The organism is Pseudomonas sp. ENNP23 (assembly GCF_001728945.1).
Classification (GTDB): domain Bacteria; phylum Pseudomonadota; class Gammaproteobacteria; order Pseudomonadales; family Pseudomonadaceae; genus Metapseudomonas; species Metapseudomonas otitidis.
In genome coordinates this window covers 70923-93499 of record NZ_LYSP01000006.1, presented here as the reverse complement: position 1 = coordinate 93499, position 22577 = coordinate 70923, and the positions used below count along the sequence as shown (strand labels likewise).

At 64.8% G+C, this 22577-nt stretch carries 21 protein-coding genes, 2 tRNA genes and 1 pseudogene; 4 read left to right on the top strand and 20 right to left on the bottom strand.

The features are described 5' to 3' along the window. Positions 1 to 16: 16 nt before the first annotated feature. The 7 genes from A9G05_RS05400 to A9G05_RS05370 all read right to left on the bottom strand — a co-directional run bounded on the left by A9G05_RS05400 (position 17) and on the right by A9G05_RS05370 (position 5284). Positions 17 to 92: transfer RNA gene (locus tag A9G05_RS05400), tRNA-Thr, on the bottom strand. A gap of 234 nt (positions 93 to 326) precedes the next feature. Next, positions 327 to 1586 (bottom strand): methyltransferase, encoded by a 1260-nt coding sequence (locus A9G05_RS05395; protein ID WP_069559985.1) that lies wholly within the window; start codon positions 1584 to 1586, stop codon positions 327 to 329. Positions 1587 to 1654: 68 nt separating this feature from the next. After that, a complete protein-coding gene (locus A9G05_RS05390) occupies positions 1655 to 2344 on the bottom strand; it encodes an ABC transporter permease (protein WP_069559984.1) in 690 nt (229 codons plus the stop codon). Continuing rightward, on the bottom strand, positions 2341 to 3036 hold the full coding sequence (locus A9G05_RS05385) for an ABC transporter permease (protein ID WP_069559983.1): 696 nt from the start codon (positions 3034 to 3036) through the stop codon (positions 2341 to 2343). The genes A9G05_RS05390 and A9G05_RS05385 overlap by 4 nt, the downstream gene beginning before the upstream one ends. 56 nt (positions 3037 to 3092) lie before the next feature. After that, positions 3093 to 3845, bottom strand: coding sequence for an ABC transporter substrate-binding protein (locus A9G05_RS05380; protein ID WP_069559982.1), 753 nt, complete (start codon positions 3843 to 3845; stop codon positions 3093 to 3095). Positions 3846 to 3863: 18 nt separating this feature from the next. After that, positions 3864 to 4637, bottom strand: coding sequence for an ABC transporter ATP-binding protein (locus tag A9G05_RS05375; RefSeq protein WP_044405371.1), 774 nt, complete (start codon positions 4635 to 4637; stop codon positions 3864 to 3866). Between the two features lie 239 nt (positions 4638 to 4876). Next, complete coding sequence (locus A9G05_RS05370; protein WP_256548276.1) at positions 4877 to 5284, bottom strand: response regulator; 408 nt, start codon at positions 5282 to 5284, stop codon at positions 4877 to 4879. Between the two features lie 342 nt (positions 5285 to 5626). On the opposite strand from A9G05_RS05370, the gene A9G05_RS05365 reads away from it, so the two are divergent. Genes A9G05_RS05365 through A9G05_RS05350 form a run of 4 tightly spaced genes read left to right on the top strand, consistent with a single transcriptional unit; the run spans position 5627 to position 11686 of the window. Continuing rightward, a complete protein-coding gene (locus A9G05_RS05365; RefSeq protein WP_069559981.1) occupies positions 5627 to 9112 on the top strand; it encodes a response regulator in 3486 nt (1161 codons plus the stop codon). After that, a complete protein-coding gene (locus tag A9G05_RS05360; protein WP_069559980.1) occupies positions 9113 to 9931 on the top strand; it encodes a protein-glutamate O-methyltransferase CheR in 819 nt (272 codons plus the stop codon). It begins immediately after the preceding gene. Continuing rightward, entirely contained in the window at positions 9928 to 10512 is a 585-nt protein-coding gene (locus tag A9G05_RS05355) for a chemotaxis protein CheB (protein ID WP_069559979.1), read from the top strand. Before A9G05_RS05360 ends, A9G05_RS05355 begins: the two co-directional genes overlap by 4 nt. Continuing rightward, on the top strand, positions 10502 to 11686 hold the full coding sequence (locus A9G05_RS05350; RefSeq protein WP_069559978.1) for a hybrid sensor histidine kinase/response regulator: 1185 nt from the start codon (positions 10502 to 10504) through the stop codon (positions 11684 to 11686). Before A9G05_RS05355 ends, A9G05_RS05350 begins: the two co-directional genes overlap by 11 nt. Before the next feature lie 6 nt (positions 11687 to 11692). Here A9G05_RS05350 and A9G05_RS05345 read toward each other — a convergent pair whose 3' ends face one another. The 13 genes and pseudogenes from A9G05_RS05345 to A9G05_RS27060 all read right to left on the bottom strand — a co-directional run bounded on the left by A9G05_RS05345 (position 11693) and on the right by A9G05_RS27060 (position 22060). Further along, a complete protein-coding gene (locus A9G05_RS05345) occupies positions 11693 to 13072 on the bottom strand; it encodes an ATP-binding protein (protein ID WP_069559977.1) in 1380 nt (459 codons plus the stop codon). Beyond that, on the bottom strand, positions 13069 to 13731 hold the full coding sequence (locus A9G05_RS05340; RefSeq protein WP_069559976.1) for a response regulator: 663 nt from the start codon (positions 13729 to 13731) through the stop codon (positions 13069 to 13071). Before A9G05_RS05340 ends, A9G05_RS05345 begins: the two co-directional genes overlap by 4 nt. A 2-nt stretch (positions 13732 to 13733) precedes the next feature. Next, positions 13734 to 14375: a tetratricopeptide repeat protein gene (locus tag A9G05_RS05335; protein ID WP_069559975.1), complete on the bottom strand. Its 642-nt coding sequence runs from the start codon at positions 14373 to 14375 to the stop codon at positions 13734 to 13736. Continuing rightward, the gene (locus A9G05_RS05330) at positions 14372 to 15178 is read right to left on the bottom strand and encodes an SDR family oxidoreductase (RefSeq protein WP_069559974.1); all 807 of its coding nucleotides are present in this window, start codon (positions 15176 to 15178) and stop codon (positions 14372 to 14374) included. Before A9G05_RS05330 ends, A9G05_RS05335 begins: the two co-directional genes overlap by 4 nt. Next, complete coding sequence (locus A9G05_RS05325; RefSeq protein ID WP_069559973.1) at positions 15165 to 15851, bottom strand: TenA family transcriptional regulator; 687 nt, start codon at positions 15849 to 15851, stop codon at positions 15165 to 15167. Before A9G05_RS05325 ends, A9G05_RS05330 begins: the two co-directional genes overlap by 14 nt. A gap of 11 nt (positions 15852 to 15862) precedes the next feature. Next, positions 15863 to 17329 carry an AMP-binding protein gene (locus A9G05_RS05320; RefSeq protein ID WP_069559972.1) on the bottom strand — a complete coding sequence of 489 codons (1467 nt, stop codon included), beginning with the start codon at positions 17327 to 17329 and terminating at the stop codon, positions 15863 to 15865. Beyond that, positions 17319 to 17993, bottom strand: coding sequence for a thermostable hemolysin (locus A9G05_RS05315; RefSeq protein ID WP_069559971.1), 675 nt, complete (start codon positions 17991 to 17993; stop codon positions 17319 to 17321). Before A9G05_RS05315 ends, A9G05_RS05320 begins: the two co-directional genes overlap by 11 nt. Positions 17994 to 18196: 203 nt before the next feature. Beyond that, positions 18197 to 18264: transfer RNA gene (locus A9G05_RS05310), tRNA-Phe, on the bottom strand. A gap of 180 nt (positions 18265 to 18444) precedes the next feature. Then, positions 18445 to 19371 carry an ImmA/IrrE family metallo-endopeptidase gene (locus tag A9G05_RS26420; protein ID WP_234458586.1) on the bottom strand — a complete coding sequence of 309 codons (927 nt, stop codon included), beginning with the start codon at positions 19369 to 19371 and terminating at the stop codon, positions 18445 to 18447. 135 nt (positions 19372 to 19506) lie between these two features. Continuing rightward, positions 19507 to 19560, bottom strand: a pseudogene (locus tag A9G05_RS28355) (hypothetical protein); the annotation flags it as partial. Between the two features lie 83 nt (positions 19561 to 19643). Then, the gene (locus tag A9G05_RS26415) at positions 19644 to 20291 is read right to left on the bottom strand and encodes a hypothetical protein (RefSeq protein WP_041108783.1); all 648 of its coding nucleotides are present in this window, start codon (positions 20289 to 20291) and stop codon (positions 19644 to 19646) included. 143 nt (positions 20292 to 20434) lie between these two features. Continuing rightward, entirely contained in the window at positions 20435 to 21262 is an 828-nt protein-coding gene (locus tag A9G05_RS05305; RefSeq protein ID WP_041108901.1) for a hypothetical protein, read from the bottom strand. Positions 21263 to 21838: 576 nt separating this feature from the next. Beyond that, complete coding sequence (locus tag A9G05_RS27060) at positions 21839 to 22060, bottom strand: hypothetical protein (protein ID WP_139131081.1); 222 nt, start codon at positions 22058 to 22060, stop codon at positions 21839 to 21841. Positions 22061 to 22577: the final 517 nt, after the last annotated feature.

Sequence of the window (22577 nt, the reverse complement as noted above, 5' to 3'; positions counted from 1 at the left end):
GCGAGGCTTTCAAAGATGGTGCCGGCACCAGGAATCGAACCCGGGACCTACTGATTACAAGTCAGTTGCTCTACCTGCTGAGCTATACCGGCGAGGGGCGCCATTATAGCGATTGGCTGGGCCGAGTAAACCACCCTTGATGGGAGGGTGTGATGTCGGCCGATGCTTATGCACAAAAGGCATGAAGCTGGGACGATCGTGCAGCGAGCCTGTGACGCTGTTCGCAGAAGTGCAGCAAGTGGCTGTCTCACCAGCGTTTTGTCGACTTGGCCAGAAAGTGAGCGGCTCGGCTGGCGTGGCGGTTTGAAAGCGTTTCGGGGGGTTGCTCAGAAAGCATCAACAGAGTTATCCACAGGTTCTGTGGGCAATTTTTCGCGTTCGGCCAGGAGCATCAGGTTGCGCGGGGTCAGGCGGTGGGCGCAGAAAGGGCCGGCCTTGACCCGGTAGCCCTGCTCTTCCAGATACAGCGCCAGGTCCAGCAGCAGCCAGCATTCCAGGGGGCGCCGGTAGAGGGCCCGCAGCAACTCCAGGTTGCGCACCTGGGCCAGGCGTTGCCAGCCGAGGGCTTCCAGCGCTGCCCAGTCCGGCTCCGTGGTGATGGTGAGCGCGCGAAGGGCTGCCAGGTCATGGCAATACCGGTCGAACGGCTTGTTCAGCCAGGCCACAGGCAGGGATGGCGTGGGCAGGTAGGTGTCGCTGCCACGCAGTTGCCGCTGCAGGTGGTCGAAGGCCAGGCGGCGGGCCATGGAACGGTCGCGCTGGCGGCGGACGCGCGCGCCTGCGGTGACGGTCTCGCTCTGCACCAGGCGCAGGTCCCGGCGGTCCAGGTGGAGTGTGCTGGTCCGCGCGGCGGCGGAGAGCGGGGCGTAGGCCTCGCTGGCAATCCGGTTGTAGCAGCAGGGGGCAATGGCGAGCTGTTGGCAGCCGGCCTGGCTGGCCAACTGCATGAGGCGCACGTGCAGGTCGCCGCAGGCATGCAGGGCGACGGTGGTGTGTTCCGGGGCCAGGCAATGGCCCGTGTCGGGTGCCAGCACGTCCTGCTGGCGGTGCCGGGCCTTTATCGGTAGGCGATCACTCAGGCGTTGCCCGTCTTCCACCAGCTGTGGGTCCAGCTCCAGTGCTGTGAGTTCGCCGTGGCGCCAGGCCAGGGCGCGGCCGAGGTGGCCCTTGCCGGCGCACCAGTCCAGCCAGTGCCGGGGTTGGCGCTGGAAGGTGAGGTGATCGGCGAAGGCGCGGATCTGCTGCCACTTGCGCCCAGGCACATCCAGCTCCAGCCTGGCCGGCCATTCGCCGTTGCCCAGGCTGTCCAGCGGCGGCAGTGCGGTCAGGCTGCACGCTGTAGCGGCCAGACCGGCGAAGGGCGCCGGGGCGTCGGGCAGGTTCAGCTCACCATGGGCGGCTTCGGCCTGCTCCAGTGTCCGGCTGCGCAGCCAGGCCGCGAGTTCGGGAAGCTCGGATTCCCAAGGCAGGACGGGCTCAGTGAAGGGCTCGGGTTGCCAGAAGCGCTGCCCGTCGACGAGGAAACGGTCGAGCGCCTGGAAGCGTTCCAGCAGTTCGGCGCCCTGGAGCGGGGCGGGATGAGGCATCTGGGAGGACGTGTGTGGTGTCGGGGTGCGGAGTATACGCCGCTCCCGGGCGGGAGCGGCGGTCAGGGTCAGCGGCCTTGGCAGGCGTCGACCCGCAGCCATTTTTCCAGCAGGCGGAAGCCGCGTACCAGCAGGAAGGCGATCACCAGGTAGAACATCCCGGCGGCGAAGAAGATCTCCACCGGCAGGTAGGTGCGGGCGATGATGGTGCGCGCCATGCCGGTGAGTTCCAGCAGGGTCACCGTGCTGGCCAGGGCACTGGCCTTGAGCATCAGGATCACTTCGTTGCTGTAGGCCGGCAGGCCGATCCGCGCAGCACGCGGCAGGATGATGTGCACCAGCGTCTTGGCCTGGGACATGCCCAGTGCCCGCGCCGCCTCGATCTCACCCGGCGGGATGGCCTGGATGGCGCCGCGGATGATCTCGGCGATGTAGGCGGCGGTGTGCAGGGTCATGGTGATCACGGCACACCAGAACGGGCTGCGCAGGTACTGCCAAAGGTCGCTGTGGCGTACCGCCTCGAACTGCGCCAGCCCGTAGTAGACGAGGAACAGTTGCACCAGCAGCGGCGTGCCGCGGAAGAAGAAGATGTAGCCGTAGGGCAGGGCGCGCACATACCAGTGGCGGGAGGCGCGTGCGATGCCCATGGGCAGTGCCAGGATCAGCCCGGCGATCACGGCGATGGCCACCAGCTCCAGGGTCAGCAACGCCCCTTCGAACAGGCGCGGCAGGTACTTGATGATCACGTCCCAGTTCATGCCGCGCTCCTCTTGAAGCCGCGCCCGGCGCGTTTTTCCAGCCAGTGCATGCCGATCATGGCGAGGACGGTCAGGCCCAGGTAGATGAAGGCCGCCACCAGGTAGAAGGTGAAGGGCTCCTTGCTGGCGGTCACGGCGATCTGCGAGCGACGCATGATTTCCTCGAGGCCGATCACCGAGACCAGCGCGGTGTCCTTCATCAGGATCATGAACAGGTTGCCCAGGCCCGGCAGGGCGATGCGCCACATCTGCGGCAGGATCAGGCGCCAGAGGATGCGACCGTTGGACAGGCCCAGTGCAAGGCCGGCCTCACGGTGCCCCTTGGGGATCGCCAGGATGGCGCCGCGGAACACCTCGGTGGCGTAGGCGCCGAAGCACAGGCCGAGGGCGATGGTGCCGGCGGCGAAGGCGGACAGTTCCAGGCCTGGCACGCCGATCTTCTCGCCGATGGCGCGCATGAGGTTCACGGTGCCGAAGTAGATCAGCAGCACCCAGAGCAGCTCGGGCACACCGCGCACGATGGTGGAGTAGGTCCCGCCAAGCCACTGCAGCGGCTTCTTGGGGGAAGTCTTGGCCAGCGCACCGAGCAGACCCAGCACCAGACCGAGCGACAGCGCGCAGAGCGCCAGCTTGATGGTCATGAGGGTGCCGGCCGCCAGGGCGGGGCCGAATCCGTGGAGGTCGAGGTTCATCTGCAAGGCTACTGCTGGGGACCGGCGCCGCGTGGGCGGCGCCGGTCAGGCGGGCATCAATAGATGCTGAAGGGGAAGTACTTGTCGTTGATCTTCTTGTAGGTGCCGTCCGCGACGATTTCCTTCAGGGCCGCGTTCAGCTTCTCGCGCAGGGGGTCGCCCTTGCGCACGGCGATGGCGATCTTGTCGTTGTCGAACACCGGCTCGCCCTTGAATTCGAAGCCCTTGCCGGCGTCGCTCTTGAGCCATTCCCAGTTCACGAACTTGTCGGCCAGCACGCCGTCGACGCGCCCGGAGGCCAGGTCGAGGTAGGCGTTCTCCTGGGTGTCGTAGAGCTTGATGTCGACCACGTCGGCCATGTTGTCTTCCAGCCAGGTGCCGGCGATGGTGGCGCGCTGGGCACCGATGACCTTGCCTTTCAGGCTGGCCTTGTCGGTCTTGAAGTCAGCGTCCTTGGGGGCGATGAACTGCAGCTTGTTGGTGTAGTAGGGATCGGTGAAGTCGACGGCCTGCTTGCGCTCCTCGGTGATGGACATCGAGGCGGCGAGGAAGTCGAATTTCTTGGCATTCAGGGCCGGGATGATGCCGTCCCAGTCGGAGGTGACCACGTCGCACTCGACTTTCATCTTGGCGCACAGGGCCTGGGCGACCTCGATGTCGAAGCCACCGACCTTGCCGCTGGCGTCGATCAGGTTGAAGGGCGGGTAGGCGCCTTCGGTGCCGATTCTCAGCTTGTCGGCGGCCACGGCGTGGGTGCCGAAGGCCAGGGTGGCGGCAGCGGCCAGCAGGATCTTCTTGTAGTTCTTCATGCGTACTTGCTCCGTGTTTTAGCGATTGCTGGACATGAATTGTTTGCAACGCGCCGAGGTCGGGTTTTCGAACACCTGCTGCGGCGGGCCCTGTTCTTCCACCAGGCCCTGGTGGAGGAAGACCACCTCGGTGGACACCTGGCGGGCGAAGTTCATCTCGTGGGTCACCAGCAGCATGGTCCGGCCCTCTTCGGCGAGTGCGCGGATCACGTTAAGCACTTCTTGTACCATCTCGGGGTCCAGGGCCGAGGTGGGCTCGTCGAACAGGATCACTTTAGGCTGCATTGCCAGCGTCCGCGCGATGGCCGCGCGTTGCTGCTGGCCGCCGGAGAGCTGGGCGGGGTAGGCGTGGCGCTTGTCGGCAATGCCGACCTTGGCCAGCAGTGCCTCGGCCACCTCGGTGGCTTCGGCCTTGCTCTGGCCGAGCACGCGGCGCGGCGCCTCGATGATGTTGTCGAGGACCGTCATGTGCGGCCAGAGGTTGAAGTTCTGGAAGACGAAGCCGATCTCGCTGCGCAGGCGATTGATCTGGCGGTTGTCGGCGGCCACCAGTTCGCCGGAGCGGGCGGCCTTCAGCTTGAGTTCCTCGCCGGCCACGATGATCTGGCCCTTGTGCGGGTTCTCCAGCAGGTTGATGCAGCGCAGGAAGGTGGACTTGCCGGACCCGGAGGAACCGAGGATGGAAATGACGTCACCGTCGCGGGCGGTCAGGGAAATGCCCTTCAGCACCTCCAGCTCGCCGTAGCGTTTATGCAGGTCGCGGATTTCTAGCGCGGGCGTGGCCTCGGCCATGGGGGTTCCTCTTATTGTTCGGATGCGCTCCGGCTGCGATCGGCCTTCCTGGCGAGGGGGCAACCTAGCATAGGCCCCAGGGGGCGCCAAGGGCGCTTCCGGGGCGTGACCGGACGGTTTCACCGGCTTGTCGCATCGTTGCAGGCGTTTGTCGCGCGAACGCAAGACAGGGCCCGGAAAGCGGGTGCGGCGCACCCTACGCGCAAACGCCTGGCAATTCCAGTGCCGGGCCCTCGCGGTCAGCGGGCGAGCAGGGCGCTGACCTTTTCGCGTAGCTCCTCGAGGCCGAAGGGCTTGGCGATCACGCCCTGGCGGTCGGCGCGGGTAGGGTCCGGGCGGATCGACTCGGCGTAGCCGGTGGCAAACAGCACGCGCAATGCCGGGTGCAGGGTGCAGGCCCGCTCTGCCAGCTCCTGGCCGTTCATGCCGGGCAGGCCCACGTCGGTGAGTAGCAGGTCCACCGGCTGGTGCTCCAGCAGAGCCAGGGCCTGGGCCGCGTCGCCGGCTTCCAGTGCCTCGAAGCCCAGCTCCTCCAGGACTTCCACGGTGAGCATGCGCACCACCTCGGCGTCCTCCACCACCAGCACGCGTGCCTGGGGCCGGGTGTGCTGCCCGAGGGCATCGGCGTGTCGTTCTTCTGTGGGCAAGGAAACCTCCGAGGGGGTCATGACGGGCGCTTGCCGGCGCCGTGCTGGGTGACGGTGCGCGGCGTGTGCCGCTCCACCTCCAGGGTTCGCGCCGCATCGGTGCGCAGGGCACCCGGACAGTGCGCGATGAGGTACCGCAGTTTAGAAGAACACTGGAAGAAAAAATTCCCACAATTTATGTGAACCTTTCCCACGCTAAAAGTGTTCCAAGCGAAGCGATAATGCGCCAGCCATTGGCGGCCCAGGATTCGATTGGTTAATGCAAACACTCGCATTACCATGCCGGTCCCGCAGTTTTCCCCTTCATATCGGTGATTTTCGGCACTAAGCCAGGGAAGCCAGATGACCAATGATCTGACAGACGAGACGCGTTTCCGCCGCATCCTCGCGCGCAACGTTGCGTTGCCGCTGGGGGTGGGTGTCGCCGGGGCCGCCCTGTTCGTGGTCCTCATCTCCTACCTGCTCTACGTCCTCAGTTGGGTCGAGCACACCGACCGTGTGATCAGCAACGCCAACGACGGCCTGCGCCTGTCGGTCGACCAGGAGTCCGGCATGCGCGGCTACCTGATCAGTGGCAATGCGGCCTTCCTGCAGCCTTATGAGCAATCCCGACCGCATATCGAGGCCGCCATGGAGGGGTTACGCGAGCTGGTGGCGGACAACCCCGCACAGGTCCAGCGGGTGCGCTCCATCGAAGCCCTGCAGGGTGAATGGGACCGCTTCGCCACCGAGATGATCGGCCGCAAGCAGAGCGGCGAGAACGTCACCGACACCGTCAGCGAAGGCCGCGGCAAGCAACTGGTGGACGCCATCCGCGAGCAGTACCGCACCTTCATCAACATGGAGCGGCAGCTGCGCCACGAACGCAATGAAAAGGCCAACTCCACCGCCATCCTCACCATCAGCCTCTACCTGCTGTTCAGCCTCGCCTTTGCCGGTGCCCTGGCCTACTTCGGTCGTCGCGAGCTGGTGACCCTGTCCGCCACCTACGGCGAGTCCTTGGCCCGGCAGCGTGCCCACAGCGAGCACCTCACCCAGCAGCGCTGGCTGGGGGATGGCCAGGCAGCCCTGTCCGAGCGCCTGCTCGGCCAGCAGTCGCTGCCGGTGATCGGACGCAACGCCCTGGAGTTCCTCGCTGCCTACCTGGGCATGGCCGTGGGTGCCCTGTACCTGCGGGAAGAGGGTGGCACCCTGCGGCGCGTCGCCAGCTACGGCCTGGAGCGTGACGACCAGGCGCCCGACCGGCTCATGCCCGGTGAAAGCCTGGTGGGGCAGGCGGCCCTGGAGAACCGCGTGATGGCCCTCGACGAGCTGCCCGCCGGCTACCTCAGGGTCGCCACCAGCCTCGGCCAGACCGACGCCGAAGGCGTGCTGCTGGTGCCCACCCACAGCGACGGGGTGGTCAACGGCGTGCTGGAACTGGGCTTTCTTCGGCGCCTGTCCCCCCGTGACCAGGCGCTGATGCCACTGATCGCCGGCAACCTCGGCACCGCCATGGACGCATCCCGCTACCGCCAGCGCCTGCAGGAAGTGCTGAGCGAGACCCAGCAGCTCAACGAGGAGCTGCAGGTGCAGCAGGAAGAGCTGAAGACCGCCAACGAGGAGCTGGAAGAACAGTCCCGCGTGCTGCGCGAGTCCCAGGCCCATCTGGAGACCCAGCAGGCCGAACTGGAACAGACCAACGAGCGCCTGGCCGAGCAAGCCCAGGAAATGGCCGCCCAGCGTGATGACCTGGACGACAAGAACTCCGCCCTGCAGCGGGCCCGCCTGGAGCTGGAGACCCGTGCAGAAGAGCTGCAGCGCGCCAGCCGCTACAAGTCCGAATTCCTCGCCAACATGTCCCATGAGCTGCGCACCCCGCTGAACAGCTCGCTGATCCTTGCCCGCCTGCTGGCGGACAACCCCGAGGGCAACCTCAACGACGAGCAGGTCAAGTTCGCCGAGTCCATCTATTCCGCCGGCAACGACCTGCTCAACCTGATCAACGACATCCTCGACATCTCCAAGGTCGAGGCCGGCAAGCTCGACCTGCGCGCCGAAAACGCCCCGGTGCGGCGCCTGGTGGAGGGCCTGCGTGAGCTCTTCACCCCGCTGGCCGAGCAGAAGGCCCTGGCCTTCAGCGTCGAGGTGGCCGACGACGTGCCCGAGCGGATCTGCACCGACCGGCAACGGGTGGAGCAGATCATCAAGAACCTGCTGTCCAACGCCATCAAGTTCACCGACCAGGGCGCCGTGTCCCTGCGGGTCGAGCGGGTTCCGGAGGGCATCGCCTTCGCCGTGCGCGACAGCGGCATCGGCATCCGCGCCGACCAGCTGGACCTGATCTTCGAGGCCTTCCGCCAGGCCGACGGCACCACCAACCGCCGCTATGGCGGCACCGGCCTGGGCCTGTCCATCTCCCGTGACCTGGCGCAACTGCTTGGCGGCAGCATCCAGGCCAGCAGCGAGCCGGGCCGGGGCAGCCTGTTCACCCTGGTGCTGCCGGAACACTGGACGCCGGCCGACGCGCCGCCAGCGCCGAAGCCCAAGCCCAGTGCGCCGCCGCCGCCGGCAGCCCGCCCGGCCTTGGCTGCCCCCCTGGCCCCGGCTACCCACGCGCCGATCCCCACCTTCGCGGACGACCGTGACCAGGCTCCGTCGGATGAGCGCTGCGTACTGGTGATCGAGGACGAGCCCAAGTTCGCCCGGATTCTCTACGACCTCGCCCACGAACTGGGCTATCGCTGCCTGGTGGCCCATGGCGCCGATGAAGGCTTCCACCTCGCCGAGCGCCATGCACCGGACGCCATCCTGCTGGACATGCGCCTGCCCGACGAGCCGGGCCTCTCGGTGCTGCAGCGCCTCAAGGACACGCCCCGCACCCGCCACATCCCCGTGCACGTCATCTCGGTGGAGGACCTCAGCGAGGCCGCGCTGCACCTGGGCGCGGTGGGCTACGCGGTCAAGCCCACCACCCGCGAGCAGCTCAAGGCGGTGTTCGCCCGCCTCGAAGCCAAGCTCACCCAGAAGGTCAAGCGCGTGCTGCTGGTGGAGGACGACGCCCTGCAGCGCGACAGCATCGCCCGGCTGATCGGCGACGACGACATCCAGATCACCGCCGTGGAGTTCGGCGAACAGGCCCTGGAGCTGCTGCGCAGCACCCTGTTCGACTGCATGATCATCGACCTCAAGCTGCCCGACATGCAGGGCAACGAGCTGCTGCGGCGCATGGGCAGCGAGGACATCTGCTCCTTCCCGCCGGTGATCGTCTACACCGGGCGCAACCTCTCCCGGGACGAAGAGGCCGAGCTGCTCAAGTACTCCCGCTCCATCATCATCAAGGGCGCGCGCTCGCCGGAGCGCCTGCTGGACGAGGTCACCCTGTTCCTGCACAAGGTCGAGTCGGAACTCTCCAGCGAACGGCAGAAGATGCTCAAGACCGCCCGCAGCCGCGACCGTGTGTTCGAAGAGCGGCGCGTCCTGCTGGTGGACGACGACGTGCGCAACATCTTCGCCCTCACCAGCGCCCTGGAACAGAAGGGCGCGCGGGTGGAAATCGCTCGCAACGGACGTGAGGCGCTGGACAAGCTCGAAGCCGTGGAGGATATCGATCTGGTGCTGATGGACGTGATGATGCCGGAGATGGATGGCTACGAAGCCACCCGGCGCATCCGCCAGCAGCCGCGCTGGGCCAAGCTGCCGATCATCGCCGTCACCGCCAAGGCGATGAAGGACGACCAGGACCTGTGCATCCGCGCCGGCGCCAACGACTACCTGGCCAAACCCATCGACCTGGATCGCCTGTTCTCGCTGATCCGTGTCTGGCTACCGCGTCTGGAGCGCATCTAGATGGCCGACCGCACCCAGGAAATCGAGCTGCGCCTGCTCATCGAGGCGATCTACCTCAAGTACAGCTACGACTTCCGCGACTACTCGGGCGCTTCCCTCAAGCGTCGGGTGCTCTACGCCCTGCGGCAGTTCGACTGCGCCACCATCTCGGCCCTGCAGGAGCGCATCATCCACGACCCGCAGGCCTTCCACGAGCTGCTGCAGTACCTGACGATCCCGGTCAGCGAGATGTTCCGCGACCCCTCCTACTACCTCGCCCTGCGCCAGGAAGTGGTGCCCATCCTGCGCACCTACCCCTCACTCAAGGTGTGGATCGCCGGCTGCAGCACCGGCGAGGAGGTGCACTCCATGGCCATCCTGCTGCACGAGGAAGGGCTGCTGGAGCGCACCCTGATCTACGCCACCGACATCAACCCGCGCTCCCTGGAGAAGGCCCGGCGCGGCATCTACGCCCTCGACGACATGCGCAAGTACAGCGAGAACTACCGCCTGGCCGGCGGCCAGGGCTCGCTGTCGGACTACTACACCGCCGCCTACGACGGCGCCCTGTTCGACAAGCTGCTGCGCGAGAACGTGACCTTCGCCGACCACAGCCTGGCCACCGACAGCGTGTTCTCCGAGACCCAGCTGATCTCCTGCCGTAACGTGCTCATCTACTTCAACAAGCAGCTGCAGGACCGCGCCCTCGGCCTGTTCCACGAATCGCTCTGCCACCGCGGCTTCCTCGGCCTGGGCAGCAAGGAGAGCCTCGACTTCTCCGCCTACGCCGGCCACTTCGAGGCCCTCAACCGCTCGGAGCGGGTGTTCCGCAAGCTATGAACGGGCCCCAGCGCACGGCCGTGGTGGTGGGCGCCTCCGCCGGAGGGGTGGAGGCCCTGCTGCAGGTGTTCGCCGGGCTGCCGGCGGGCTACCCGCTCACCCTGGCCTGCGTGCTGCACCTGCCCGAAGGGCGCGAGAGCCTGCTGGCCGACCTGTTCGCCCGGCGCCTGGCGGTGCGCGTGCGCGAGGCCCGGGACAAGGAGAGCCTGGCCCCCGGCACCCTCTACGTCGCCCCGCCGGGCTACCACCTCTCCATCGAGCGTGACGCCAGCTTCTCCCTCAGCCGCGAGGAGCCGCTGCACTTCTCCCGGCCTTCCATCGACATCCTCTTCGAGTCCGCCGCCGACTGCTACGGCGAGCGCCTGGTGGGGGTGCTGCTGACCGGCGCCAACGAAGACGGTGCCCGCGGGCTGGCCTACATCCAGCAACAGGGCGGCCTCAGCGTCGTGCAGGACCCGCACGACGCCCAGGTGCCGACCATGCCCGAGGCCGCGCTGGCCACCCACCATCCCGACCACATCCTCCCGTTGCGGGGCATCCGCGACCTCCTGGCACGACTGGACCCATCCCATGCCGAGTAATCCACCAAGCAAGCTGCTGATCGTCGACGACCTGCCGGAGAACCTGCTGGCCCTGGAAGCCCTGATCAAGGAGGACGGCCGCGAGGTGCACCAGGCCGCCTCCGCCGATGAGGCCCTGGCCCTGCTGCTGGAGCACGAGTTCGCCCTGGCCATCCTCGACGTGCAGATGCCGGGCATGAACGGCTTCGAGCTGGCCGAGCTGATGCGCGGCACGGAGAAGACCAAGCACATCCCCATCGTCTTCGTCAGCGCCGCCGGCCGCGAGCTGAACTACGCCTTCAAGGGCTACGAGAGCGGCGCGGTGGACTTCCTCTACAAGCCGCTGGACGCCCACGCCGTGCGCAGCAAGGTGGCGGTGTTCGTCGAACTGAACCGCCAGCGCAAGCTGATGGCCCAGCAACTGGACGCCCTGGAGGCGGCGCGCCGCGAGCAGGACACCCTGCTGGCCGAGCTGCGCGCCACCCAGGCCGAGCTGCAGCGCGCGGTGCAGATGCGCGACGACTTCATGTCCATCGTCTCCCACGAGCTGCGCACCCCGCTCAACGGCCTGATGCTCGACACCCAGCTGCGCCAGAACCACCTGGCCAAGGGCAACGTCGCGGTGTTCACCGAGGCCCGCCTGCGCACCCTGTTCGACCGGGACGAACGGCAGATCCGCAGCCTGGTCCGGCTGATCGAGGACATGCTCGACGTCTCCCGCATCCGCACCGGCAAACTCTCCATCCGCCCCGAGCCCTGCGAGCTGGGGCAACTGGTGCGCCATGTGGCGGAGAACTTCGCCGCGCAGATGGAGGCCGCCGACTGCGCGCTGGACCTGCAGGTGGAGGACGGCGTCACCGGCGTGTGGGATGCCTTCCGCATCGAACAGGTGGTCAGCAACCTGTTCAGCAACGCCCTGCGCTACGGCACCGGCAACCCGGTGCAGGTGGTGGTGCGGCGTGATGGCGAATGGGCGCGGGTGACGGTGCGCGACCAGGGCATCGGCATCTGCGCCGAGGACCAGAAGCGCATCTTCCAGCAGTTCGAACGGGCCGGCGGCGCCGACAAGGTGGCGGGGCTGGGGCTGGGGTTGTTCATTTCCGAGCAGATCATGCTCGCCCACGGCGGCCGCATCGAGCTGTGCAGCACGCCGGGGGTGGGCTCCACCTTCAGCCTGCTGCTGCCGACTGCCTGAGGCGGCTCAGGCCGCCAGCGGCCGCGCCAGGGGCAGGTGCAGGGTCGCTACCAGGCCGCCTTCCGGCTTGTTGTGCAGGCTGGCACTGCCGCCCAGGCGCTCCATGATCATCGCCACGATGGACAGGCCGAGGCCGGCGCCGTGGCTGTTGCCCTCGCTGTAGAAGCGCTGGAACACCCGCTCCAGCTTGTCCGGCTCGATGCCCGGGCCCTGGTCGTCCACGGCCAGCAGCAGTTCATCCCCTTCCCGCCGCAGCGACACCCGGATCAGCCCGCCGGGGGGCGAGTGGTTGACCGCGTTGGCCACCAGGTTCTGCACGGCGATGCCGATCACCCCGGCATCGCTGTCCAGGTGGTATTCGCCGGGCTCGATCTCCATGGCCGGTTCCATGCCCTTGCCGATGATCCAGGGGGTGAGTTCGGCCAGGGTGTCGGTGACCACCTTGGCCAGGTCGATGGGGGTGCAGGGGCGCTGGGCCAGCAGCGGCTCGACCCGGGCCATGGTGAGCAACTGGTTGACCACCCGGCTGAGCCGGTCCACCCCGCCGATGAGGAAGTCCAGTGCCTTGCGCCGGTCCTGTTCGTTCTCCGCCTGCAGGGCGTTCTGCGCGTGCAGCCGGAGGATGGCCAGCGGCGTGCGCATTTCGTGGGCGGCGTCGGCGATGAAGCGGTGCTCGCGGCGCAGCAGCGCGTCGATCTGCCCGAGCAGGCGGTTCAGGGCCGCCTGCATGGGTTCCAGCTCCCGGGGCAGCGGCACCAGTTGCAGCGGTTCGAGGGATTCGGCATGCCGCGCGCGGATCACCCGCGCCATGTTCTGCAGCGGCTTCAGGCCCCAGCCGATGGCCAGCCAGACCAGCAGCGCCAGGGCCAGGCTGCCCACCAGGAAGGGCGCCAGGGTGTGGCGCACGATGCGCGAGACCAGGTCGCCGCGCACGTCGTTGCGCTCGCCCACCCAGATCAGCACGTGCTGCTCCGGCACCGGCAGGAGGAAGCCGCGCCACTGGCGGCCGTCCAGGGTCAGGTTGCTGAAGCCCGGCTCGCGTAGCGGCTGGTCGAACTGCGGGGCGCTGGGGGTGCGCACCAGCACGTCGCCGTTCTCCCGCCACACCAGGAAGGCCAGCTTGCTCTCGTAGGGGTGGCCGACACGGTGCTTGCCGGCCTTGGCCAGGGCGTCGTTGTAGGCGGCGTAGAGGGCCTGCCGCTCGGGGTCGGCCAGCGGCATGCTCATCACCCCCTGGAGCAGGCGGGCGTTCTGCGCCAGGTGGGCGTCGTAGATCTCGGCGATCTCGTGGCTGCTGTCGTGGTGGTTGTACAGGGCGAGCAGGCCGGTGCCGAGCAGCAGCAGCGCCATGACCCGCCACAGCGTGCGCTGGCGCAGTGAACTCATGCCTGGCCTTCCACCAGGTAGCCGATGCCACGCACGGTGCGGATCAGCTCGCTGAAGAGCTTCTTGCGCAGGTGGTAGATGTGCACTTCCAGGGTGTTGCTCTCGGCCTCTTCCTCCCAGCCATAGAGCAGCTGGGTCAGGCGCTCGCGGGTGAAGACCTTGCCCGGCTGGGCCAGCAGTTCGTGCAGCAGCAGGTATTCCTTGGGCGTCAGCACCACGGTCTGGCCGTTGTAGGTGACCTGCTGGCTGGAGGGGTCGAGGGTGATCCCGGCGTGCTCGATCAGCACCGTGGCGCGGCCCGTGCTGCGGCGCAGCAGGGCGCGCAGCCGGGCCTTCAGTTCGTTGAGGTCGAAGGGCTTGACCAGGTAGTCGTCGGCGCCCGCGTCGAGGCCGGCGATGCGGTCCTCGGTGGCGTCGCGGGCGGTGAGGATGAGCACCGGCAGGGTAGCGCCGCCGCCGCGCAGGCGCCTGAGCAGCTCGATGCCATCCAGGCGCGGCAGGCCGAGGTCGAGCACCACCAGGTCGAATTCCTCGGTCTGCAGGGCGTGCAGCGCGCTGGCGCCGTCCTGCAGCCAATCGATGGTGTAGCCCTCCTGGCGCAATCCGGTGCGCACCCCTTCGCCGAGGGCGGGGTCATCCTCTACCAGCAGCAGACGCATGCTCAGTCCTGTTTGTCCTTGATGTCCTTGAGTAAAGCATCGATCTCGGCGCGGCGGCCCTTGTCGGCCAGCTCGCGGCCGGGGCGCGGCGCGGCCTGCAGGGCTTTCTGCAGGGCTGCGCGGGCCTCGCTGTAGCGGCCCTGGCGGGCCAGGTGGTCGCCCCAGAAGTAGAGACTGTCGATGCCCTCGGGGTTGATGTGCAAGGCCTTGTTGAGCAGCGCCTCGGCCTTGTCGGCATCGCCGAAGCCGATGGGCCAGCCGGGCACGCGGTCATACAGGGCGGCGAGGCTGGTGTAGGCCGAGCCCTGCAGGGCATTGGGGTCCACGGCCAGGGCCTGTTCCAGGCTGGCGCGGGCGTCCTTCACCTTGCCGAGGGCGCCGAGCCCGCCCTGGGCGCCGGCCCAGCTGCTGGTGACGATGCCGTTCCAGATCCACGCTTCGGCGGCCTTGGGCTGCTCGCGGGTGAAGGCCTGGGTCTCCACCGCCAGCTTCTCGAAGGCGTTGGCGCGCTCTTTCTCGGGCAGGTTGTACTGGATCTCCGCCCAGCGCTGCTGGATGGTGGCCAGGCGCTGGGTGCTGGCGGGGTCGAGGGCCCAGGCCAGCCGGGTGGCCAGCAGCAGGCCGATCAGCATCAGGCGTTTCATTTCGCGTGCTCCTTGTGGTTGGCGTCGCTGTAGCGGCGGATCAGGGGAAGCTGCTTGCGCAGGGCGCGGTCGACCAGGCCGGGCAGCATGCCGTTGAGGCGCACGAAGAGCTTCTCCGGCCAGCCCAGGTAGAGCTCGCTGCGGTTGTTCTGGATGGCCTGCAGCACCGCCGAGGCGACGTCGCGCGGGTCGTCCATGCCCACCTTCAGGGCATCGTTGAGGGCCACGGCGGCATCGCTGTTCATGCTGGTGCGGGTGGCGCGGGGGGCGACGTAGAGCACGTCCACCGGGGTGTCCGCCAGTTCCCGGCGCAGCGCTTCGGAGAAGCCGCGCAGGGCGAACTTGGTGGCGCAGTAGGTGGCGTAGCCGGGGTAGCCGATGGAGCCGTAGGTGGAGCCGACGTTCACCACCAGCGCCTGGCTCTGCTCGCGCAGCAGCGGCAGCATCTGCCGGGTGAGGTGCAGGGTGGCCTTGAGGTTGAGGTCGATCAGGTCGTCCAGGGCGGCTTCGTCGAGCTGGTCGAGCAGGGCGAAGCGGTTGATCCCGGCGGCGTTGATCAGCAGGTTGGCGCCGCCCATGGCGCGCGCCCTCTCGACGATCCGCTGGCGGGCCTCGGGCTCACGCAGGTCGGCGCCCAGCCAGCGCAGCTTGTTGGGGTAGCGCTTGAGCAGGTCGGCCAGCGCGTCGCTCTGACGACTGACCGCGATCACCAGGGCACCGGCGGCGCACAGCTGCTCGGCCAGTTGCAGACCGATGCCACCGCTGGCACCGGTCAGCACCACGCGGCACTCAGGCAAGCGCATGTCGCACCTCGTTCGGGCTCACCTGGGCGCGCGGCAGGCCGAGGAACATGTCGGTGTAGAGGCGGTAGACCACCTTGGCGGCGTGGATCACGGCGTCCTGGTCTTCCGCGCGGTCCAGGCGGTTCATCAGGCTGCGGTAGGTGGCCATGTGGTCGATGTCCAGGGCGCCGTGGGAGCTCAGGTAGCTGAAGGCGGTGGGCGGCAGGCCCAGGCTCTCGCGGATGGTGCCGGCTGCCTGGGTGGCCAGGGCGATGCTGGTGCCTTCGAGGACGTTGACCATGCCGAACAGCCCCACCGGGTTGTCACGGGCGATCAGGTCATAGAGGAAGGCCACCATCAGCTCGATGGACAGGGCCGGGCGGCTGTTGCGCACCTGCTCGGCGTCGCCCCCGCAGGCGGCGATGTCGTTGAGGATCCACTGCTCGTGGCCGTACTCCTCCTCGATGTATTCGCACACGGCACCGCGCAGCCATTCCAGGCGGCCCGGCAGCTTGGCGCCGCAGGCCATCATCAGCGGTACGGTGTGGCGCACGTGGTGGTAGGCCTGGGTGAGGAAGGCGACGTAGCCCTCCAGGCTGACGACGCCGGAGAGGGCGTCACGGATGACCGGGGCATTGAACAGGGCCTGGCGTTCCTGGGCGGTGGCGTCTTGCAGGGTGTCGAAGAAAGACATGGTGTCGAACCTCATTCGTTGACGAGTTCAAAAAGGGAATCGCGGTAGTGGGCGAGGATCTCGGCGCGGCGTGGGCGGCCGTTGGCGGTGAGCATCCCGTTGGCGGTGCTGAAAGGTTCCGGCAGGCGCTGCCAGCTGTGGATCCGGGCGTAGTCGGGGAGGGCGGCGTTGCTGCGCTGCACGGCCTGCTCCAGGGCGTCGTCGCTGGCCTTCGGGTCCAGCGGCCAGAGCAGCGCCAGGTTGTGGTCCAGGCCCTCGCCGTAGACGAACGCCTGGAGGATCACGCCGCCCTGGGTCAGCTCGGCCTCGATCCACTCGGGGTTCACGTTGCGGCCGAAGCTGGTGATGAATTGGTTCTTCTTGCGCCCGGCCAGGTACAGGTAGCCGTCTTCGTCGAAGCGGCCGAGGTCACCGGTGGGCCACCACTGGCCCTGGAACGGCGGCTCGCCCAGGTAGCCGAGCAGGGTGCTGCCGCTGACCAGCACTTCGCCGTCCTCGGCCAGCATCACCTGCACATGGGGCAGCGGGCGGCCGACGCTGCCGGCACGGTGGGCTTCGGGGTGGTTCAGGCACACCACCGAGGCGCATTCGGAGAGGCCGTAGCCCTCGAACACCGGCAGCCCCACGGCCTCGGCACGCTCCAGCAGGCTCGGGGCGACCCGGGCACCGCCGACGGCGACGAAGCGCAGCGGGCCGACCTTCATCAGGCCGCGCTCGACGGCAGTGACCAGGCCCAGCAGCAGTTGCGGCACCAGGATCATGCTTTCCGCACCGCTGAGGGCGATGCAGCCCAGCAGGCGCGTCCAGTCGACGCCGCTGGCGCCGTTGATGCCCACCTGCGGCTGCGGCAGCACGGTGAGGCTGGCCCCGGCGATCAACGCTGCGTAGAGCCCGAGGTTTTCCAGCAGCACCGCCAGGGGCAGCACCGCCAGGTACTTGCCCGGCTCGGTGGAGCGGCTGGCCTGCTCCAGCTGATGGGCCACCCGCAGCATGGCTTCGGCCGAGAGGCACACGCCCTTGGGCGAGCCGGTGCTGCCGGAGGTGTAGGTGATCTTCGCGGTACCGGCTGGCAACTGGCTGGCGCCCGCAACCGGGCGGTGCCAGAACGGCTGGCCCCAGGTGAAGCCGGCGCTGCGCAGCTCGTCGCTCAGTGCGTCACCGGCCAGCACCAGGCTGGCCTGGCTCTGGGCGAGGCAGTGGGCACGCTGGGCGGCGCTGAAGAAGGGCGGCAGGATCACGCAGGGCCGCTCGGCGAACAGCGCCGCCAGGTCCCAGAACAGCGCTTCGGGGCCGTTATCCAGGGCGAAGGCGAAGACGCCAGCGGGCTGCTCGCGCAGCAGGGCGACGCGGCTGTCCACTTCGTCCAGCAGCTGGGCGTAGCTGTAGCTGCGCTCGGTGCCGCGGACCGCCACCTGGTGCGCCCGCTCGCGAGCGTGCTGGCTCAGGAGGTCGTGGAACTGTCGGACTTCAGGCTGCATGGCCGGCCTCCGCGAGGAGCAGGGGAAACCCCAGGCGCTGGAACACCCCCTGGCGCTCCAGTTCGTCGTGGCCGTAGCGGATGTCGCCGGCATAGACGCGGGGCTGCAGGGCGTAGTAGCTGCCCCAGCTGGCACCTTCGCCACCCAGGCGCTCCGGGTCGGCTTCGGCCAGTTGCACCGGCTCCAGGCCGAGGCGGCGGAAGCTGTTGATCAGCCCGGCGGCCCCGGTGAAGGAGACCCAGCGCAGGTCGCGTGCGGCCAGCAACCAGGTGACGGCGATGATGATCAGGCGAGCGTTGCCGGCGTTGAGCGAGCTGAGGTTGCCCACCTCAACCAGTTCGACGCGGTCGATCGGGCGGCCGACGGCCTGGGCCACGGATTGCTCCAGGGACGCATCCAGGTAGCGCTCGAGAAACAGCGGCCCGCTGGCGGCGACGCGCATGCCGGCCACGGCGGTCAGTTGGCCGGTGGCGTCACGCAGGGCCAGCAGCTCGGGCAGGAAGTGCTGCACGTCGGCATCGTGGGCCTGCTCGAAACGGTCGTGGACGAAGGCTTCCAGTTCGGCACGGGCCGGGTCGTCGGCTTGGTGCAGGGTCAGGCTGTAGCGGCGCTCGCCCAGCCCGAAGTGAAGGGGGAACAGGGCATTCCATTCCAGCTCAGTCATGTGGCGCACCCATCGGTTCGTTGGATGGTGCGCAGTATCGGGAGGGATTCTGAAGGCAGTCTTAAGGTGGCTTAAGGCTGGAAGAAGTTTTTCGAGGGCGGGGAGCGGGTTGCCCGGCCAAAACGCAGGCAACAAAAAACCGGCGCTAGGGCCGGTTTTCTGTGTGTTCCTGATGATGCCTGGCACCACCTGGAACTGAATGGTGGTGCCCAGGGACGGAATCGAACCGCCGACACGGGGATTTTCAATTCGCCGGTGTCGCCATTTCACCAGGTACCAGTAAGGCTCCATTGAGTCACGGTACATTACAGTAAATCACTATAAAATCAACGCATTAGGTCTCGATGCGTCACAGTCGGAAAAATCCGTACTGTACCGGTAGTGTACCTCCAGACACCACCTCTTAGGGAGTGTATGTCCTTGGAGCAGCAGGTACTGGATGACTCATCTTTCAGCGGCGATTGAACGGGATGATGCTAGCCCCGTCAGCAGTAGCGTTGGCAGGTGCCTTACGGGCGAGTCCTGCTTTGAGTCTGGATAGGTTTACGACAGATGCTCTCTGACTCAGATAGCCATCAGGCAAACCTGTAAGCCGCTCGATATCAGTTGCCGCCAGCCCTATGTGGTTTGGTACTGACTCCACCGGCATAACGCCCGAGGACGCTAACAGTTCGATTGTCCTTTTCAGCAGACGAGGTTGTTCGGGGGCTCGTGCATCATCACCCGGTTCGGATTTGACTCCCCAACGGGCAGAGCGCCGTTTGAAGAGCAGTGTCTTTGCCTCCTGGTCAATGATCCCCAATGCCTCCAGTCGCATAATGATCGCGGCTACAGAGACACCCCAGCGCTGCTTCAGCAGGAGCAAACTGTCCAAGGTAACTGGAGTCTTCACTTCTGCTGCAAACGCTTCTGCAGGCAGTAAAAAGGCTCCAGCAAAGCGATGTGCCTGCGACTCCATCTGCTTGTATCGAACTGGATCTGTTGAGCGGTCAATGCCCTTGTGCAGTACGAGGTGTCCCAATTCGTGCGCTAGATCGAATCGGCTGCGGAAGCCGTTGGCCTTGTCTGCGGACAACAGAACCATAGGACGCTGCAGCGCTGCACTCCACGCGGATAGGCCTTCAATAGGTGCAATCCCTGTTTCTTCGCGGATTAGAATGACCCCTGCGCCTTCGACTGCAAGGGCGAGATCTGGAATTGCCCGCCGGCCGAGGTTCCACAGATCTCGGCACTCACAGGCCGCCTCTTCGATGTCAGCATCACTGATTTGCTCTGGTGCTTTGAACTCCCGGATAGGCAGGTTCACTTCCGGGAAGTCCACAAACTCTTCAAGCGCGATTGAAATATCTTGAGCCCACTCAAGACGTGCTTCGAGCATATCGCGTGCAGCCACATGGGCAGATGCGTTACTACGAAAAAGCGGTACAGACACCTTCGTGGGCAACGGTCGTGTAAACCACTCCGGGCTAACATTTATGACGGATGCGAGCCGTTCCAACGTCTCTGCCTCCGGTGCCTGTTGCCCCGACCTCCACTTGCTAACGGTTGCGGGCGAAACGCCGACCATTGCCGCAAGCTGTACTTGAGGTAAACGACGGGCCGCGAGAGCTTGGCTCAGGCGGCCCGGGTTGAAACCATTAACTCCCCGACTCATGACTGATCTTTCCGATTTTTTGCTGCCACACCAGGCTTGAGCTTCGGTTTCGCCGTATCTGGCTGTAGTGGATTTTCGATCTCGAAGTAGCGAGAGCAGAAACGCTCTAAGGGTTCCTGGAAGATCCAGGACTTCATCTCTTTGTCCGGTACTGCAACATAGATAACCTGTGGCGTATCTGGCTGAATCTCCATCGATCCGCTGAAGGCAGCCACGAAAAACAGAGACGCCTGTGAGACTGGCTGAGCATCAAAAAGTGCTGGCTGTATGAATTGTTCAATTGCCCGGTTGGCCTCAGCCAGGTGTCGACGTGTGATGCTTCGGCGGGCGTTGTTCCAAACTCCAGCAGAAATGTTGAATCGGCTCAAGGCAATCACGCCAGAGCGACCTACAACAAGGCCATTGCCTCTGATCGGAGTCGGATTGGCATTTCCAGCAACGAGCGCATCATTGAAAGCTTCGTTCATATGGAAATGACGCATCTGACCTACTGCGTTCTTCACATGCCCCTTATTCATGCCCTTTGCAGATGCGTAGCCCCGCATAGCTCCAGTGTTCAGCGCGTCCTCAACGCCCAGCATGAGATCGCGGGGAACGTTTCGCATGATGAATTCAGCAATAGCCTTGCTACTACGTTGGGACATTTGGAGTGCTCACTAGGTTTCGTTATGCGGGATTCTACACTCAAAAAGTTTCGTGTAAAGCGTTCTTGAGTCGCGGTAGCTTTCTTGTGGTCCGGCTTGGTGCGTCTCGCAGCCACCTAGCGCCAGACCGCAGCGGATGCGTGTCAGAACCCAAACCCTTGGTACCATCCGATCCCTCGGGCGAGTAGCAGGCCAAACACGAATGTCACAATGCAGAGTGGCCAGTTCAGCATCGTAGTGATGGCAGATAGGCGCTTGGATACGCTGTTATAGTGCTTGCGATAGTAGGCTTTGGATGCCTTCAGTCTGGAAGCTTTCTCCCGGATAACGTCTAGTTCGCGCCAAGCCTGGCTAAGTGCAGAAAAGCCATAGCAGGGCTCGATGTTCGGCCAATGGCTGTAGGGGGCGAGATCTGCCACGGTGAGATCGGGGGCGGAGCGGCCGCCTGCACCAGGTGTATCGGTCCAGATAAATCTGATTCCAGAATTGGTGTAGAGCTTGTTACGGCGCTCACGATTTTCTGGCCCTGCATCTCCAGCGATTACCATGATTGGGACGATTCGAGCAGACGGATCAAAGCTTTTTGCCCAGCTAGTTATCTTATGAAATAGGTAGGTGCCTATGTGCAGGCCACGGAGGGCAGATTCAATCATTACGCTTCCGTTGGTCAGCTTTACGCTATTGTTATAGCTCCTAAAGTTTCCACCCATGGTGCTGACCACCATACCTTCTCGGTGGCCATAAGGATGCCCATATAGGTAGGTAGCCTTGACATCTATGCTGGCCTCGACATGTGTTTTGTCTCCCACTTGCTGTACGTACTCGCGCGTTTGGGTCTCAACGAGAAGGAAATGCACGCGTTTACTGTGGGACAGAGACTCCGTTACGGAGATGATCTCGAAGTCGCTATTGTCCCTTTTATGGCTGGCGTTGATTTGTACGCAGGCAGCTGGAGACGTTATCTCTGACATGCTGAAGCTATTCCTTATGAACTGAACCGAATCCTGGCTTTGGATGAAACCCATCCGATCTAAAGCTACCCTTTCTGCCGATTTTAGGCGAGTTAATGGCGCTATCATTGTCAGACCGCTCGTAATTAGCGGGGCATTCATTTGGAGTTGACGAGAATGGCGAGCAAAGTCGTCCAACTTGTGTCGATAAGCGGACGAGAGCCGCCACCACGATTTCGCTGCCCTCTTCCGGAGACGATGCATTCAGAGGTGGAGTTAATAGGTCTAGAGGAGTGGTTGGGGGCCTGTGCTGTGAAATTTCAAATAAACAGCGTGCAGTACCAGGATATCTTTTCATGTTTAGACGAGGCTCTGCTTGTTACAGGGCTGCTGCGCTCGCCAGTGGTGGGGGCAAGTGACATTAGGATTCTGGCGTCTAAGAGTGTGGAGGGGAGCTACGGTTCGGCGACTGAGTGGGGCCGCTCCAGATTAGGTGATGCAGCTCTGCGCGATTTGTTGAGTTGGTGGGCGCTGTAAAGAATAGAGTTGGCTGGCCCCATCTGGCCGATAGTTAGATGAGGCCAAGAGTATCGCCGTCTAAGTTGCTGAAATCATATTTTGCAAAAAGCGTTTGAAGGCGCGCTCAGCACTTTTATGGTTGGCGACTTCGGCATATGCCCCGACAACCTTTTCGCAAGCCGGGGCAAGAAGGTTTCGTAAGGCTTTGAGTTCGGATTCAGCCCGAGGGCTCTCCAATCGTGGGTTGGCGCTTACTAGTACATCGTCCAATACAATATCGGGTATAGTTTTCTTAGCCATTTGGGACCCTCCTTCGGTCTCGGGTGGTAGGTGCTGGTCGGGGTTGCCGCCCTGACCAGCACCGCTTCCTTACTCTACTTTCCCTCCCTGTTTCCGTCCAGTCTGTCTGTATGTTTGTTTTTCTTTTTTTAAAAAAGAGCAGACATACAAACAAAGGGATGAGTCTTCCATGTTTAAGTTATTGTTATTTAAGGTATTTTTGTTGTTATGGTGAATGTTTATGGGGCGTAAGGTGAACGTTTCTGGGGCTAAGGTGAATAGATATGGGGCGAAAGGTGAAAGCTTATGGGGTGGAGGGTGAAAGTCTATGGGGAGCCATGGTGAAAGGATATGGGGCAAAAGGTGAATGCTTATGGGGTGTAAGGTGAATGTTTATGGGGCGTAAGGTGAAAGCTTATGGGGTATTGTAGTTTTTTATTGATTCCGTGAGGTTGATAAAAATAAATTCTATTCGGGGTTTGTGATGTGTTTTATTGGGCTAAACCCCGAGCGATTTCGGTGTGACGAAATTTTCCTC